This is a genomic window from Flavobacterium movens (assembly GCF_039581425.1).
GTDB lineage: Bacteria > Bacteroidota > Bacteroidia > Flavobacteriales > Flavobacteriaceae > Flavobacterium > Flavobacterium luteolum.
In genome coordinates this window covers 55,956-71,343 of sequence record NZ_JBCPXY010000001.1, presented here as the reverse complement: position 1 = coordinate 71,343, position 15,388 = coordinate 55,956, and the positions used below count along the sequence as shown (strand labels likewise).

Below are 15,388 nucleotides of genomic sequence, written 5' to 3'. Positions count from 1 at the left end.
AGATTTTAAACCTAGAAGGTGCTCATTACATAAATAAAAATGAACAGAAAACCATGAAAGGAGGAATTCCAGAATGTTGGGTTTATGCTTTAGAGGCTGGATGTTTTTTAATACCGCTAGGCGAAACATGCCCTTTAAATACGTCATCGGGCATATGTGACACAAGCCGTCTTTGTTGTTAAGTCAAAAATTATTAACTAATTATAATAATGTAAAATAAAGCCTTTTTAAAATTTAGTCATGTTTTTTTTAATTCGTAGGCGCTCGATCGTGGAACATTGAGCAAATTATCCCAACATTGATGATTGGTGTCGGGATTCTCAGGATAATTGGCCACCTGATTAGTTTTATTTGGTTAGGGCTAATCAAGTGCCATATTCCTAGAGGAAATTAAATTACGAATATTTATCGTATTTAAAGTATTAGGGAAGTGAATTTATTTCTCCTTGTTTACAAGAGCTGATAGTTTATCTATAGAGACAGACAGAAACTTCAAATGTCTTAAAATGATTGGAGTGCAAACAAACTAAAAAACAAAAAAAGCATGTTAAAGAAAATTTTAAAATTAGAAGGAGCTCAAGAGCTAACTAGAGAACAACAAAGATCTATTAAAGGCGGAATTGCTTGTGGTGGTGAACACCCTCCATGTAAAAGTGGTTTTCACTGCGTGATTCCAGATGTAGGTGAGGGATATTGTAAAAGCAATTAATTGTTATAGTAACTAGGATATAAAAATATCAAAAAAAGCTTTGTTGTTAAAACAAAGCTTTTTTTGATAAAAATAGTTCTGTATAAATATTTTTTTAAGAATTTTTGTATAATATTGCCAAAATTAACCTAAATATAAGATTGAAAAAATTCCCTCATTATAAGCAGGCAGATTTTAAAGACTGTGGCCCCACATGTCTAAAAATTATAGCCAAACATTACGGTAAGACAATCCATATTCAGGATCTTAGAGACTTTAGCGAGACGACCCGCGAGGGAAGCAATCTCCTGTTTCTGAGTGATGCCGCCGAGAAAATCGGTTTTCGGACTTTGGGGGTGAAACTGAGCTTGGAAAGGCTGGAAGAAGCTCCTCTGCCGTGCATTCTGCATTGGAATAAAAACCATTACGTTGTGCTTTATAGAATTAAAAAAGGGACTTACTATGTTTCTGATCCTGCATTTGGGCTGATTGAATACAATAAGGAAGATTTTTTAAAATTGTGGATTGGCAGCAATGCCGGCAATGAGACGAAGGAGGGAATTGCGCTGCTGATCGAAGCAACACCTAAATTTTTTCAATCTGATTTTGATAAAGAAGATCGTAAAGGATTAGGTTTTGGAATCTTGTCCCAATACGTGATCCGATACAAATCGTATCTTTTTCAACTAAGCATTGGGTTGCTAGCCGGGAGTTTGCTGCAGCTGATATTTCCTTTTTTGACCCAGAGCATTGTCGATGTCGGAATCCAGAACCAGAATATCCATTTTATTTATCTAATTCTCTTTGCCCAACTGTTTCTCTTTGCTGGAAGAACAGGTCTAGAGCTCATAAGAAGCTGGATACTGCTTCATCTCTCCACGCGTATTAATATTTCACTGATTTCAGATTTCTTTATCAAGCTAATGAATCTTCCGATTTCTTTTTTTGATGTGCGAATGACAGGTGACATCATGCAGCGTATAAATGACCATCACAGAATTGAAAAAATACTGACCACATCGTCTTTAAATGTGCTTTTTTCTATTATCAACATGTTTGTGCTGGGAGGAGTTCTGGCTTATTTCAATGTAAAGATATTCTTGGTGTTTTTTGCTGGAAGTCTTCTTTATTTTGGCTGGATAAGCATGTTTTTAAAACGGAGGGAGGTTTTAGACTACAAACGTTTTGCGGAAGTTTCCAATGAGCAGGGGAAAGTTATGGAGCTTATTAACGGAATGCAAGAAATTAAGCTTCATAATGCCGAAAAACAGAAGCGATGGGGTTGGGAATATGTCCAAGCGAGGCTCTTTAGGGTTTCGATAAAAGGACTGGTTTTAGAACAATCGCAAACCATCGGGTCGTCGGTAATAAATGAATTAAAGAATATCTTCATTACTTTTTTATCTGCAAAACTAGTTATCGACGGTTCCATCACGCTGGGGATGATGCTAGCAATTAGTTCGATTGTAGGCAGCTTAAACGGCCCAATCGCGCAGCTTATCCAATTTGTGAGAGAGCTTCAGGATGCTAAAATTTCATTGGCAAGGTTGTCTGAGATTCACGAAAAAGAAGATGAAACGCAGCAGGAAGAGCATCAGTCTCATGATGTACCTTATGATTCAGATATCGAATTAAAAAATGTCTCCTACAGATATCTAGGTTCAGATATTCCGGTTCTAGATAGTTTAACCTTAAAAATTCCAGCCAATAAGGTAACGGCAATTGTCGGAACCAGCGGAAGCGGAAAAACAACGCTCATGAAGCTGCTTCTTAAATTCTATGAACCCGAAAAAGGAGAGATTCTAATTGGAAATTCACAACTTAAAAACATATCGCAGCATGCCTGGAGATCAAGCATTGGGGCTGTAATGCAGGAAGGATTTATTTTTAGCGACACCATAGCCAATAATATTGCCTTTGGAGTAGATAAAATTGATAAGGAGCGACTGGTTTATGCTGCAGATGTGGCAAATATCAAACAGTATATAAGCGAATTACCATTGGGCTATAATACCAAAATCGGCGCAGAAGGGGTAGGAATGAGCACCGGACAGAAACAGAGGATGCTGATTGCTAGGGCAGTGTATAAAAACCCTGAAATTCTGTTTTTTGATGAGGCAACGTCAGCTTTGGATGCCAACAATGAAAAAGAAATTATGCAGAAGCTTGATATCTTCTTTAAGGACAAAACCGTGATTGTAATTGCGCACCGATTAAGTACTGTAATGAATGCGGATCAGATTGTGGTTTTGGATAAAGGCAGAATTATTGAAATCGGAAATCATGCTGAGCTGGTTGGACAGAGAGGCAGTTATTTTGAGCTGGTTAGAAATCAGCTGCAGTTAGGGAATTAATTATGGCAGAAAACAACGATACATTTGAATTAAGAAGCGAAGAGGTTCAGGATATCCTGACCAGAGTGCCACATTGGATGATACGATGGGGAACTGTTTTAATATTTGCCATTATTATCATGCTGTTTTTTGTTTCCTGGTTTGTCAAATATCCGGATGTCGTGAAAACCGAAATCGTAATTACAACCAATATCCCGCCGGAAAAAATAGTGTCAAAATCTTCTGGGCGCATTGAAGCAATTCTGGTCACGAATAAAATGCTGGTTGAAAAAAACAGCACTTTGGCCATTATTGAAAATACAGCCAATTATAAAGATGTTTTCCTGCTGAAAAAGATTGTTGACGGTTATGATATAAACGGCTCAAAGAAAGAATTTCCTTTTGGACTGTTAAAAAACACACAGTTAGGCGAAATAGAAAGCGCATTTGCGGCATTCCAGAAGGATTATCAGGCTCAGGAACTAAATAAAGACCTGCATCCTTTTCAGGTGGAAAGCAGAGCGCAGCAGTCTGAGAAAATCCAGATAAGCGAAAGGATAGAAATTCTGCAGCAGCAGAAAGTGATAAATGAAAGGGAGCTGGATCTCCAGAAAAATGAAGTGGCCCGATTTGAAACTTTATTCAATAAAGGAATTATATCTGCTCAGGAAATGGAAGCGAAAAAATTAGGTTTTCTTCAAGCGCAGAAGAATTACAGAAGCCTGCTGTCATCAATTTCTCAGCTGAAATCTTCTCTTATTGACAATACAAAATCGAGCCAGAATCTGCAGATAAACAGCACCAAAGAAGAAGTTAATCTCGGACGCAGCGTGTCACAATCTTTCTATCAATTGAAAAAAGTGATAAGGGACTGGGAGCTGGCTTATGCGCTAAAATCTTCCATCAGCGGTAAGGTGACTTTTCTGCAGGTCTGGAATGAAAATCAGACTATCAATGTTGGAGATAATGTGTTTTCAATAATTCCGGATGCTAAAAACAGTTTTATAGGAAAAGTAAAAGCGCCGGCTTTAAATTCAGGAAAAATTAAAGTGGGGCAGCGCGTCAATATCCGTCTGGCCAATTTCCCTGACAGAGAGTTTGGGGTTTTAAAAGGCGAAATCAGAAACATTTCACTGGTTCCCGATAAAGATGGAAACCTGCTTATAGACGTGGCTCTTCCAGATGGACTGAAAACATCCTACAATAAACAGATTGCCTTTCAGCAGGAAATGAAAGGAAGCGCAGAAATTGTAACCGAAGATCTGCGTTTAATCGAAAGAATTTTGTATCAATTTAAGAACATTTTTGAACAAGTTTAATACCAATTTTAACTAACCTAAACCACCCCAAGTTATCAATGAAAAAAACAGTACTCATTACATTTTTACTCTTATTTCAATACTCCTTTTCAAAACCAATTACAGAAACTCAAAAGTTAGCCGCAACCTGCAAAGTTTGGGGGTTTCTAAAATATTATCATCCAAATGTTACCGATGGAAGTAAAAATTGGGATGAACAGCTATTTCAAATTTTGCCAAAAATCGAGGAAGCTCAGACCTCTGAAGCATTTTCTTCAGTTCTAGAAAATTGGATTGTTTCTTTGGGAGAAATTAAAAAACAAGAAATTCTAAAACCCGATGTAAAAAAAGAATATTTTGACAAAAACTTCGACTTGTCGTGGTTTAATAATAAGGAGCTGTTCTCGAAATCACTTTCAAAAAAATTAAAGTTTATTGAAGAAAACAGGAATAAGAATCAACAATTCTATTACACTTCTAATCCCTATATAGAAGTAATAAACGAGGTTAAGTACAAGGAATTTAAATGGACGGATAAGAATCTGCGTCTTTTGGCTCTCTTTCGTTATTGGAATCAAATGGAATACTTTTTTCCGTATAAATATAAAATGGACCAAAGTTGGGATTCTGTTTTAATAGAAATGATGCCTCGATTCAGTAATCCAGAATCTGAAATGGATTTTGCATTAGCGATGCGTGAAATTTCAATAAAACTAAACGATACGCACGCTTCGACTCAAATGAGGCAGATGTATGATTATTTTGGAGATAAATTTATTACTGCTGATGTAGCTTTTATAGATAATAAAGCGGTTGTTGTTGCTTTAAAAAATGATTCACTAGCTAAAATTGATGATTTTAGAATAGGAGATGTGGTTACAAAAGTTGATGGAAAAGCAGTAGGAGATTTAATCAAGGAAAATTTGAAGTATGCAGAGGGCTCTAATTTGCCTGCAATTTTAAAAAATATTTATTGGGCTGTTTTCAATGGAAAAACAGAATCAATCGAAATCGAATTTATTCGTGACAACACCACTTCTGTTAAAAAAGTTAAACGTTACACCTATTCAAAACTAAGAATCACAAATGCTAAAAATGCAGAGAAATGGAAATTATTAGATGATAGCATTGGGTACGTTGATGTTGAGAGAATAAAAGCAGATGAGCTTCCTAGTGTAATGAAGCAATTTGAAAATACAAGAGCAATTGTTTTTGACGCCAGAAAATACCCCCAAGAACCAAATATTGAAGAAGACATAGCACAATATTTATATCCAGGAGAAAAAGCATTTGCAAAATTTATAGATGCAGACTTGACATATCCGGGGAGATATGTTTGGAGAGAAGATCAAAAAACGGGAAAAACAAATGCTGATTATTATAAAGGCAAAGTGATTATTTTGCAAAATGAAAAAACGCAAAGCCATGGGGAGCATTTAGTAATGTGTCTGCAAGCAGCTCCAAATGCCACAATCATTGGTAGTCAGACTTCGGGTGCAGATGGTGGAACATGCAGATTTGAAATTATAAAAGGTTATTCAACCATATTTACAGGTTTTGGAATTTTTTATCCAAACGGAAAAGAAACACAAAGAATTGGTATTGTTCCAGATATCGAAGTTAAACCAACAATTTTAGGTATTCAGCAAGGTAAGGACGAAGTTCTTGAAAGAGCAATTCTTTTTGCTAAAAATGGTAAATAATTAAAAAATAACAGTAAAAAAATAACAGTAAAAAAATATCATGAAAAAAATCATCGTTTTTTGTTTAATATTATTGGGAACTGCTGCTTATTCTCAAAAATTAGATTGCATTAGATTTAAGAATGGAAAGTTTGGGGCTCCAGCTTTTCCAGATGAATACGCTATTCGAAAAGATTCTATTGAAGAGTGTTATTTTGATAGTAAATTGCAAACCGTTTGGAGTGTCAAATGGCTTAGTGATTGCAAACTTGAAAGGGTTTGTATTAAAAATTTTGGAGCTGAGAATGTTAAAATTGGGGATAAAAGTGTAGCAGAAATAATTTATACAGACGATGAATGCGTTACTTATAATATAGTATATTTTAATGAAGAATACCCGAATGGAATAGATTTTCAAAGAGGAGTGTGTCTGCAAAAAGAATAATTTATTTAAAGATATTTTTTACATCTTTAAATAAAAATCTTTAGTAAATTCAATATATTCAGGAGTATAAACGTGTCTGTCGATTTCGACAATAAGTTCGTCGATTTCAATTTCAGGAACTTCATTACGGCTAAAAGCTAATAAACTACGCTTAATTTCCGATTTTGGAGTTCCTTTAACTCTCGTGATTTTTATTGGATAGAGTTCTGATTCTTTTGCTAGGGCAATAAATTTTTCTTCTTCTTTAAAGGGAATAATTAAAGCAAATATTCCGTTTTCTGAAAGTAATAAATCGGCAGCTTCAACCAATTCTTCAAATGGCATTGCGTCTTGAAAACGAGCTAAATCGCGTTGTTCGTTTTCAGTTTTATAGTCTTCAGCATAAAAAGGCGGATTCGAAACAATTAAATCATATTCATCTTCCGGTTCTTCAATAAATTCATCTAAACCAGCATGAAAGCAGAATAAGCGATCGGCCCAAGGAGAACTTTCAAAATTTTCTACCGCTTGTTCGTAAGCGTCTTCATCAATTTCAAGCGCATCAATTTGTTCAGCATGAGTTCGTTGAGCGAGCATTAAGGCAATAATTCCAGTTCCAGCGCCAACATCTAAAATACTAAACGGATTATGATGAATAGGAGCCCAAGCGCCAAGTAAAACACCATCTGTGCCTACTTTCATAGCGGTTTTGTCTTGTTTAACAGAAAATTGCTTAAACTGAAACATAGTAAATTCTAATTTATTATTTAAGATTTTGAATTCAGATAAGAAACTGAACACTTAAAACTGAGACTGAACACTAAATTAAAGATACATCTCCACAAGACCTTCAGGAAGATCCATGATTACTTTTTTGTTTTCGCGATCAATTTTAACCAAGAAATGGTCAATCATTGGAATTAGCATTTCAACTTCGCCATTTAAAACTTCGAAAAGTGGCTGAGCAGTAGAATCATTTATCGAAGTTATTTTGCCAAAAATACCAAGACGTTTGTCTTCAATTTCGAAACCAATAACTTCATGATAGTAGAATTTGTTGCCAGTAAGTTTTGGCAACATAGATAAAGGAAGGAAAACACCGTTTCCGATTAAAGCGTCTGCATCTTCTTCGGTATTAACATCTTCAAAACTAACTCTTAAAAAGTCGTTTTTATGTAAAGAGCTTTTTTCAATAAAAAAAGGAACCAAGTGTTTGTTGTGTTCAACAAACACTGATTCCAGATTTTCGTATAACTCAGGTTCATCTGTGTCTAAATAGACTAAGACTTCACCTTTGAAACTAAATTTTTTAGCGATTTTACCTAAATAAAAACAATCTTCTTTACGCATTATCGCCAAGTAAAAATTATGCTTCAGTTGTTTCGTTATTCTCTTCAGCAGCAGGAGCTTCTTCAGCTTCAACTTCAGCAACTTCTTCAGTAGCCTCAGCAGCTTGTTCAGCGGCAGCAGCTTCAGCTTGTGCAGCAGCAGCATCAGCAACACGTTTAGCGTTGATTTCTTGCTCAGCTTTTAAAGCTTTTGCTTTAGCATCAGCTTTTGCTTTAGATAAACCATCTTTTTTAGCATCAACTTTTCCAGCTTTTGATTCTAACCAAGCAGTTAATTTAGCATCTGCTTGCTCTTGTGTTAAAGCACCTTTACGAACTCCTCCATCTAGGTGGTGTTTCAATAAAGCACCTTTGTAAGAAAGGATAGCTCTTGCAGTATCAGTTGGTTGAGCACCGTTGTGTAACCATTTAACTGCGCTGTCAAGGTTTAACTCAACAGTTGCTGGGTTAGTGTTTGGATTGTAAGTACCGATTTTCTCTAAGTATCTACCATCTCTTTTTGAGCGTGCATCTGCAGCTACTACCCAGTAAAAAGGTTTTCCTTTTTTACCGTGTCTTTGTAATCTAATTTTTACTGACATAATCTAGTGATTAAATTTTGAGGTACTCGACCTCTGTTAATTAAGGGCGCAAAGATATAATTTTTTTATGAAAAACACGTTTTAAAAGGCAATAAATATACTGGAGTCGTTTTTTTAGCATTTTTTTGACTTTTTAAATTTTAGGGTTTAGCTCTTAATACGATACTTTTGCAGCAAATTCATTTTAAATATGAAAAAATACTTTTGTTTTTTATCACTTTTACTACTAGTTGTATCCTGCACATCAGAGGATGTGACGTCTAATAATAAAGCTTTTCAAGCCTTAAAAGATAATGTTTTTTGGAGAGCACAAGTTTTTCAAGCTGGTATAGAGACCGATGGGTTTTTTACTATTGAAGGTTCTTTAGATTCCGATCAGATAAGATTTCAGATTCCTGAACCAGCTAAGAAAACGTATTTTTTAGGTGTAGATGATGATACGAAAGTTGTTTATAAGAAAACATATAAAGGACAAGAAGCAGAATTTAGTACTGGAACTGGCAAAGGAAATGGAGAAATTATCATTACAGAATATAATGCAATCGATAATACCATTTCGGGCACGTTTAAATTTACGGCGGTTAATGCTGATGCTGATGCTGAAAAACAAACAATTCATTTTTCAGAAGGTGTTTTCTATAAAATTCCTGTAACACCAGAACATAGCATTGTTGCTGCGAATAATTAAGTTCTGATCGAAGTATTTCTGGTTAAATCAAAATAAAAACTTAAATAAACTCATAACATAGTGGATTAGATAGAAATAAGATTACATTTGCTTATTATTATAAATAAATATCTATGAATATTTTTGTTGGAAGCCTTCCATTCAGTATTGAGGAAGCAGATTTAAGAGAGTCTTTTGAGGCTTATGGAACAGTTGACTCTGTTAAAATTATTACTGATAAATTTACTGGAAGAAGTAAAGGCTTTGGTTTTGTTGAAATGCCAAATGATAATGAGGCTCAAAAAGCTATCGACGAATTGAACGGTGCTGTTGTTGCAGGACGTACAATCGTTGTGAACAAATCTGAGCCAAAACCAGAAGGCGAAAGAAGAAGTTTTAATAACAATCGTGGTGGAAATGACCGCGGTGGTTACGGAAACAACCGTGGTGGAAACGACCGCGGAAACAGAGGAGGATATTAATATTTTTTTTCTAAAATATAAAAGGGATCAACGAAAGTTGATCCCTTTTTTTATGTAAAAATTTGTTTCAGGTTTCAGATTTTATTTGTTTCACGTTCCAACAACCTGAAACTTGAAACAAAATAAAAACCTGAAACAAAAATTATACATTAGCAGCTAACCAGTCACCAACTTCTTTAGTGCCGTATGCTTTTCCGCCATTAGCTAAATCTTCTGTAACTACTCCAGCTTCTAAAGCTTTGTTCACAGCATCTCTCATCGCTTTTCCTTCTTCCATCAATCCGAAATTTTCGAACATCATGGCAGCAGATAAAATAGTAGCCATTGGGTTAGCAATGTTCAATCCGGTAGCTTGTGGATAAGATCCGTGAATAGGTTCAAATAAAGATACTTCAGCTCCCATAGATGCAGAAGGCATTAATCCCATTGAACCTGAAATTACAGAAGCTTCGTCTGTTAAGATGTCTCCAAATAAGTTTTCAGTAATTAATACGTCATAAGAATTTGGCCATTGAACTAAACGCATAGCAACCGCATCAACAAACTCGTAGCTAACTTCAACCTCTGGATAATCTTTTTCCATTGCCTGAACAGTTTCTCTCCACAAACGTGAAGTTTCCAAAACGTTTGCTTTATCAACGCAGCATAATTTTTTAGAACGTGTCATGGCTAATTCAAAACCTTTTTTAGCTAAACGCTGTACTTCAGCTCTAGTGTAAACGCAGTTATCGTATGCTGTATCTCCGTTATCTTTTCTTCCTTTTTCGCCAAAGTAAATTCCGCCTGTTAATTCTCTTAAGAAAACTAAGTCAGTTCCTTCGATTCTTTCTCTTTTTAGTGGCGATTTATCTAATAAAGATGGGAAAGTAAAAGTTGGTCTTACGTTTGCAAACAAACCTAATGCTTTACGCATTTTTAATAAACCTTGCTCTGGTCGTACTGATGCAGAAGGATCGTTATCGTATTTTGGGTGTCCGATTGCTCCAAAAAGAACGGCATCGGCATTTTTACAAACTTCATGTGTTGAATCTGGATAAGGTTCACCTACTGCATCAATTGCAGCAGCTCCAGTTAAAGCGGGTTTCCATGTAATTTCGTGTCCGAACTTTTTTGCAACAGCATCAGATACTTTTACTGCTTCATTTATTACTTCTGGTCCGATTCCGTCTCCGGCTAATAGGGCTATGTTTAATTTCATTCTATATTTTTTAAAAGGTTCTAAGGTTCTGAGTTGCTAAGCTTCTAAGTTTTTCTTCTTAGTGGCTTAGTTTTTTTTTAAAGGTTCTAAAGTTCTGAGTCGCTAAGGTTCTAAGGTCAAAGAAAAATCTTAGAACCTTAGTGGCTTAGCGCCTTAAGTAATTATATTGAGCATTTTTTGCGTTGCAATAATCGCTGCAACAGTTTGATCTGAATCTAATCCGCGGGTTTTGAATTCTTTTCCGTTATTTGTCCATGTAATAATGGTTTCGCACAACGCATCAGAACTACTTCCCGGCGGGATTCTTACGGCATAATCGATTAATTTTGGAAGCGTTAGTTTTTTGCTTTTGTAAATCTTCGATAAAGCATTCATAAAAGCATCAAACTGACCGTCTCCTTGTGCGTTTTCTTCGATTATTTCTCCGTTTAAATTTAAAGATAAAGTCGTAGATGGGCGCATTCCCTTTGAATGAACCAGCATATAAGAATTTATAGTGATTTTTTCTTCGTAAGTATGACTGTCCAAAACATCAGAAATAATGTATGGAAGATCTTCCTTAGTTACGGTTTCTTTTTTGTCGCCTAGTTCGATAATTCTTTGGGTAACCAATTTCAAATCTTCGTTGTTTAGTTTTAAACCTAATTCCTGAAGATTTTTTTCAATATTGGCTTTTCCAGAAGTTTTTCCGAGAGCATATTTTCTTTTTCTTCCAAAACGTTCTGGAAGAAGATCGTTGAAATAAAGATTGTTTTTGTTGTCTCCATCGGCATGAATTCCGGCTGTCTGTGTAAAAACGTTGTCGCCTACAATTGGTTTATTTGCAGGAATTCTGTAGCCTGTAAAAGTTTCAACTAACTTGCTTACAGAATACAATGAAGTTTCTTTTACATTGATATTTACTTGCGGTAAATAATCGTTGATTACAGCAACAGTACTTTCAAGAGGCGCGTTTCCAGCACGTTCTCCCATTCCGTTTACCGTTACGTGAAGTCCGTTGATTCCCGCTTTTATGGCTTCCATGACATTAGCAATGCTTAAGTCGTAGTCATTGTGTGCATGGAAATCAAAGTGAATATTTGGATATTTTGCTCTGATTTTCGAAATAAATTCAAAAGTCAGAGACGGAATTAAAACGCCTAAAGTGTCAGGAAGTAAAACTCTTTTGATTGGCTGAGTTGCTAAGAAATCCAAAAATTGAAATACATAATCTGGAGAATTTCGCATTCCGTTGCTCCAGTCTTCCAGATAAACATTGGTTTCAATATAATTTTCTTTTGCTAAAGCAATGATTTGAGTAATTTCAGAAAAATGTTGTTCAGGAGTCTTTTTCAATTGATGCGTTAAGTGATTCATTGAACCTTTGGTCAATAAATTTTGAACTTTAGCGCCAGCTTTTTTCATCCAGTCAATTGAAACGCCTCCGTCAACAAATGTCAGAACTTCGATTCTGTCAATGTAACCACGTTCTTCAGCCCATGAAGTAATACCTTTTACGGCCTGAAATTCTCCTTCGCTTACGCGGGCAGAAGCAATTTCGATTCTATCAATATTTAATTCCTCCAACAATAATTGCGCAATGGTTAGTTTTTCTGCAGCAGAAAAAGATACTCCTGAGGTTTGTTCACCATCACGAAGCGTCGTATCCATTATTTCAATTTTTCTTTTTTCCATTATTATATTGTTAGCTTTTGCAATAAGACAATGCTTACTATTTTATTTTTTTGTTATCAGAATTAGACCAGTTGACCAGCACATTTTTGTCAACTGAATGTCTGTTCTGTTTTCTAAATCCTGAATAAGTCTTTCGACATTTTTATCATGATTTAGCGGCCAGTTTGGTTGAGGAAGCATATCATCAATTAAATAAATTCCGCCAGATTTCAATAAGTTTAGAGTTTCATCAAAAACCACATATTTTCCTGGCCATGCGTCGGCAAAAATCAAATCGAACTTTGAATTGTCGTAATTTAAAATCCAATTTTCGGCATCTTCACAAACGAATGAAACGTTTGGATTCTGAATATGTTTTTTTGCAATTCTTTGATATTCTGATGAGTTGTCAATTGTAATTAATGTTGAGTTTTTACTCATTCCTTCAATCATCCATGCAAGTGACAATCCTGTTCCAGTTCCTAATTCTAAAAAGTGGCCATCTTTTTTTGTAGCAACCAATGTCCTAAGAAAACTCCCTGTGTGCAGATCAGAAGGCATTGAAAACGAAATTTTTTCCGAGTCGGTTTTGATCTCTGAATACGATTTTGGCAATTCAATGTTGGTGTCGATCATTTTTTGTGGAAGTGTTTTATTTAACTTATAAAGACCCGACAGGTTTCAAAAACCTGTCGGGTCTCAAAGGACTGAACCTGATTTTTTAGTACGGAAGTTTATCGGCGAAAGCCTTAATATCTTCCTTCATGTTTTGTAAATAATCAATATCGTCAAAACCATTAATCATGTTATTTTTTTTGTAACCGTTAATAGCGAATGATTCTTGCTCACCAGTTGACAATAAAGTAATTGTTTGGTTTGGAAGGTTGATTTCTAATTCTGTATTTGGATCAGCTTCGATAGCTTCGAAAATGTTTGCCAAAAACTCAGGGCTGATTTGTACTGGCAAAACACCAATATTTAAACAGTTTCCTTTGAAGATGTCAGCAAAGAAACTAGAAACTACAGCACGGAATCCGTAATCGTAAACTGCCCAAGCGGCATGCTCTCTAGAAGATCCAGAACCGAAGTTTTTTCCTCCAACTAAGATTTTTCCGCTGTAAGTTGGGTTATTTAAAACGAAATCAGCTTTTGGAGTATCGTCTCCATTATATCTCCAGTCTCTAAAAAGGTTGTCTCCAAAACCTTCACGTTTTGTAGCTTTTAAGAAACGAGCTGGGATGATTTGATCTGTATCTACGTTCTCAATTGGCAGTGGCACTGCACTGCTGGTAAGTATATTAAATTTATCGTATGCCATTTTTTTTGTTGCTTTAGGCTGTAGGCTGTAAGTTTTAGGCTTTTCCTACAGTGTATTATTTTTTTTGCTTTAGGCAATAAGCTATAAGCTGTAAGCCTTTTCAGGTTGCTGTAAAAAGCTTAAAGCCTATTGCTTAAAGCTTACAGCGAGAATTAGAATAATTCTCTCGGGTCTGTTAGTTTTCCTGTAACAGCAGCTGCAGCAGCCATAATTGGACTAGCTAAAAGCGTTCTTGAACCAGGACCTTGACGACCTTCAAAGTTTCTGTTTGAAGTACTTACTGCATATTTTCCAGCAGGAACTTTATCATCGTTCATTGCTAAACAAGCAGAACAACCCGGCTGACGTAATACGAAACCAGCTTCAGTCAAGATATCTAAAATACCTTCTTCTTTAATCTGAGCTTCAACAACGTGAGAACCCGGAACTAACCAAGCGGTAACATTATCTGCTTTTTTTCTTCCTTTTACGATTTCAGCAAAAGCTCTAAAATCTTCAATACGTCCGTTTGTACAACTTCCTAAGAAAACGTAATCGATTTGTTTTCCAATCATTACATCATCTTCGTTAAAGCCCATGTAAGCCAAAGATTTTTTGTAAGTTTCCTCGCCGCCTTCAACTTCTTTTGCACTTGGGATATGTTTTGTGATACCAATTCCCATACCTGGGTTTGTACCATAAGTAATCATTGGTTCAATGTCTTCAGCTTTGATGTTTAATTCAGCATCAAATACAGCATCAGCATCAGTTTTTAGCGTTTTCCAATATTCAACCGCTTTTGTCCAAGCTTCTCCTTTTGGAGCGTAAAGTCTTCCTTCTAAGAAATCAAAAGTTGTTTGGTCAGGAGCAATCATTCCTCCACGAGCACCCATTTCGATACTTAAGTTACAAACTGTCATACGGCCTTCCATAGTCATGTTTTCGAAAACATCACCAGCATATTCAACAAAATATCCTGTTCCTCCAGAAGTGGTCAATTGAGCAATTATATAAAGTGCAACGTCTTTTGGACCAACACCTTTGCTTAATTTACCGTTTACGTTGATACGCATTTTCTTTGGTTTTGGCTGCATAATACATTGAGTAGAAAGCACCATTTCAACCTCAGATGTTCCGATACCAAAAGCGATAGCTCCAAAAGCACCGTGAGTAGACGTATGTGAATCTCCACATACAATAGTTGCGCCTGGCAAAGTAATTCCGTTTTCAGGACCTACTACGTGTACAATTCCATTTTTTTGGTGTCCTAATCCCCAGTGCGAAATTCCGTACTCGTTAGCATTATCTTCAAGAGCCTGAAGCTGGTTAGCTGAAAGCGGATCTTGAACTGGTAAATGTTGGTTTATGGTTGGTGTATTGTGGTCGGCAGTTGCAAAAGTACGTTCCGGATATAATACGTTAACGCCTCTTGATTTTAATCCTAAAAAAGCAACAGGACTCGTAACTTCATGAATGAAATGGCGGTCAATAAAAAACACATCTGGTCCATCTTCAATTTTACGCACAACATGTGAATCCCATACTTTGTCAAATAATGTCTTACTCATTTTTTATTTTTTTTAATTGTAATTTCTATAACCACAGCAATTTCCTGTTCATTATAATAGCAAAACAAAAGTAAAAAAAGATAAAAAAGCGTCAATTTCAATATTTCATTATATACGATACCCAAACTAATTTACAAATTGCCAAATGGCTTTTGCAAACTAAAATTT

15 protein-coding genes are annotated in these 15,388 nt (G+C 35.7%); 7 read left to right on the top strand and 8 right to left on the bottom strand.

Annotated features, from left to right (window positions below; translation table 11 throughout):
- The first annotated feature begins 544 nt into the window (after positions 1 to 544).
- The 5 genes from AAYQ05_RS00295 (at position 545) to AAYQ05_RS00275 (ending at position 6,446) form a co-directional block, all read left to right on the top strand.
- Positions 545 to 709, top strand: coding sequence for a hypothetical protein (locus AAYQ05_RS00295; protein ID WP_343540441.1), 165 nt, complete (start codon positions 545 to 547; stop codon positions 707 to 709).
- Between the two features lie 140 nt (positions 710 to 849).
- Positions 850 to 3,042, top strand: a complete 2,193-nt coding sequence (locus AAYQ05_RS00290; RefSeq protein ID WP_343540439.1) for a peptidase domain-containing ABC transporter — start codon at positions 850 to 852, stop codon at positions 3,040 to 3,042.
- Positions 3,043 to 3,044: 2 nt separating this feature from the next.
- Positions 3,045 to 4,340 (top strand): HlyD family secretion protein, encoded by a 1,296-nt coding sequence (locus tag AAYQ05_RS00285; protein ID WP_343540438.1) that lies wholly within the window; start codon positions 3,045 to 3,047, stop codon positions 4,338 to 4,340.
- Positions 4,341 to 4,378: 38 nt separating this feature from the next.
- A complete protein-coding gene (locus AAYQ05_RS00280; RefSeq protein WP_343540437.1) occupies positions 4,379 to 6,022 on the top strand; it encodes a S41 family peptidase in 1,644 nt (547 codons plus the stop codon).
- Between the two features lie 40 nt (positions 6,023 to 6,062).
- A complete protein-coding gene (locus AAYQ05_RS00275; protein ID WP_343540435.1) occupies positions 6,063 to 6,446 on the top strand; it encodes a hypothetical protein in 384 nt (127 codons plus the stop codon).
- 18 nt (positions 6,447 to 6,464) lie between these two features.
- Here the strand turns inward: AAYQ05_RS00275 and AAYQ05_RS00270 are convergent, their stop codons facing one another.
- The 3 genes from AAYQ05_RS00270 to AAYQ05_RS00260 all read right to left on the bottom strand — a co-directional run bounded on the left by AAYQ05_RS00270 (position 6,465) and on the right by AAYQ05_RS00260 (position 8,355).
- A complete protein-coding gene (locus AAYQ05_RS00270; protein ID WP_343540433.1) occupies positions 6,465 to 7,172 on the bottom strand; it encodes a tRNA1(Val) (adenine(37)-N6)-methyltransferase in 708 nt (235 codons plus the stop codon).
- 78 nt (positions 7,173 to 7,250) lie between these two features.
- On the bottom strand, positions 7,251 to 7,775 hold the full coding sequence (gene rimM, locus AAYQ05_RS00265) for a ribosome maturation factor RimM (protein ID WP_281634556.1): 525 nt from the start codon (positions 7,773 to 7,775) through the stop codon (positions 7,251 to 7,253).
- A 16-nt stretch (positions 7,776 to 7,791) separates the two neighbouring features.
- Complete coding sequence (locus AAYQ05_RS00260; RefSeq protein WP_281634557.1) at positions 7,792 to 8,355, bottom strand: 30S ribosomal protein S16; 564 nt, start codon at positions 8,353 to 8,355, stop codon at positions 7,792 to 7,794.
- Positions 8,356 to 8,545: 190 nt separating this feature from the next.
- On the opposite strand from AAYQ05_RS00260, the gene AAYQ05_RS00255 reads away from it, so the two are divergent.
- On the top strand, positions 8,546 to 9,043 hold the full coding sequence (locus AAYQ05_RS00255; protein ID WP_343540431.1) for a DUF6252 domain-containing protein: 498 nt from the start codon (positions 8,546 to 8,548) through the stop codon (positions 9,041 to 9,043).
- Between the two features lie 113 nt (positions 9,044 to 9,156).
- The gene (gene rbp, locus AAYQ05_RS00250; protein ID WP_177211265.1) at positions 9,157 to 9,504 is read left to right on the top strand and encodes an RNA-binding regulator; all 348 of its coding nucleotides are present in this window, start codon (positions 9,157 to 9,159) and stop codon (positions 9,502 to 9,504) included.
- 142 nt (positions 9,505 to 9,646) lie between these two features.
- Here rbp and leuB read toward each other — a convergent pair whose 3' ends face one another.
- From leuB to leuC, 5 genes are all read right to left on the bottom strand, one after another.
- Positions 9,647 to 10,702 carry a 3-isopropylmalate dehydrogenase gene (gene leuB, locus AAYQ05_RS00245; protein ID WP_343540429.1) on the bottom strand — a complete coding sequence of 352 codons (1,056 nt, stop codon included), beginning with the start codon at positions 10,700 to 10,702 and terminating at the stop codon, positions 9,647 to 9,649.
- A 153-nt stretch (positions 10,703 to 10,855) separates the two neighbouring features.
- Positions 10,856 to 12,376, bottom strand: a complete 1,521-nt coding sequence (locus AAYQ05_RS00240; protein ID WP_343540427.1) for a hydroxymethylglutaryl-CoA lyase-like TIM-barrel protein — start codon at positions 12,374 to 12,376, stop codon at positions 10,856 to 10,858.
- 42 nt (positions 12,377 to 12,418) lie between these two features.
- Entirely contained in the window at positions 12,419 to 12,991 is a 573-nt protein-coding gene (locus tag AAYQ05_RS00235; protein ID WP_343540425.1) for an O-methyltransferase, read from the bottom strand.
- An 85-nt stretch (positions 12,992 to 13,076) separates the two neighbouring features.
- Positions 13,077 to 13,673 (bottom strand): 3-isopropylmalate dehydratase small subunit, encoded by a 597-nt coding sequence (gene leuD / locus AAYQ05_RS00230; protein ID WP_012023386.1) that lies wholly within the window; start codon positions 13,671 to 13,673, stop codon positions 13,077 to 13,079.
- 152 nt (positions 13,674 to 13,825) lie between these two features.
- Positions 13,826 to 15,220: a 3-isopropylmalate dehydratase large subunit gene (leuC, locus tag AAYQ05_RS00225; protein ID WP_121362563.1), complete on the bottom strand. Its 1,395-nt coding sequence runs from the start codon at positions 15,218 to 15,220 to the stop codon at positions 13,826 to 13,828.
- Positions 15,221 to 15,388: the final 168 nt, after the last annotated feature.

What these genes read in the sequence shown, in the direction of transcription:
- rimM (WP_281634556.1), bottom strand. Translation starts at nt 7,775, where the DNA reads ATGCGTAAAGAAGATTGTTTTTATTTAGGTAAAATCGCTAAAAAATTT.
- AAYQ05_RS00255 (WP_343540431.1), top strand. Translation starts at nt 8,546, where the DNA reads ATGAAAAAATACTTTTGTTTTTTATCACTTTTACTACTAGTTGTATCC.
- AAYQ05_RS00235 (WP_343540425.1), bottom strand. Translation starts at nt 12,991, where the DNA reads ATGATCGACACCAACATTGAATTGCCAAAATCGTATTCAGAGATCAAA.
- AAYQ05_RS00260 (WP_281634557.1), bottom strand. Translation starts at nt 8,355, where the DNA reads ATGTCAGTAAAAATTAGATTACAAAGACACGGTAAAAAAGGAAAACCT.
- leuC (WP_121362563.1), bottom strand. Translation starts at nt 15,220, where the DNA reads ATGAGTAAGACATTATTTGACAAAGTATGGGATTCACATGTTGTGCGT.
- AAYQ05_RS00285 (WP_343540438.1), top strand. Translation starts at nt 3,045, where the DNA reads ATGGCAGAAAACAACGATACATTTGAATTAAGAAGCGAAGAGGTTCAG.
- AAYQ05_RS00295 (WP_343540441.1), top strand. Translation starts at nt 545, where the DNA reads ATGTTAAAGAAAATTTTAAAATTAGAAGGAGCTCAAGAGCTAACTAGA.
- leuB (WP_343540429.1), bottom strand. Translation starts at nt 10,702, where the DNA reads ATGAAATTAAACATAGCCCTATTAGCCGGAGACGGAATCGGACCAGAA.
- rbp (WP_177211265.1), top strand. Translation starts at nt 9,157, where the DNA reads ATGAATATTTTTGTTGGAAGCCTTCCATTCAGTATTGAGGAAGCAGAT.
- AAYQ05_RS00240 (WP_343540427.1), bottom strand. Translation starts at nt 12,376, where the DNA reads ATGGAAAAAAGAAAAATTGAAATAATGGATACGACGCTTCGTGATGGT.
- leuD (WP_012023386.1), bottom strand. Translation starts at nt 13,673, where the DNA reads ATGGCATACGATAAATTTAATATACTTACCAGCAGTGCAGTGCCACTG.
- AAYQ05_RS00280 (WP_343540437.1), top strand. Translation starts at nt 4,379, where the DNA reads ATGAAAAAAACAGTACTCATTACATTTTTACTCTTATTTCAATACTCC.
- AAYQ05_RS00275 (WP_343540435.1), top strand. Translation starts at nt 6,063, where the DNA reads ATGAAAAAAATCATCGTTTTTTGTTTAATATTATTGGGAACTGCTGCT.
- AAYQ05_RS00270 (WP_343540433.1), bottom strand. Translation starts at nt 7,172, where the DNA reads ATGTTTCAGTTTAAGCAATTTTCTGTTAAACAAGACAAAACCGCTATG.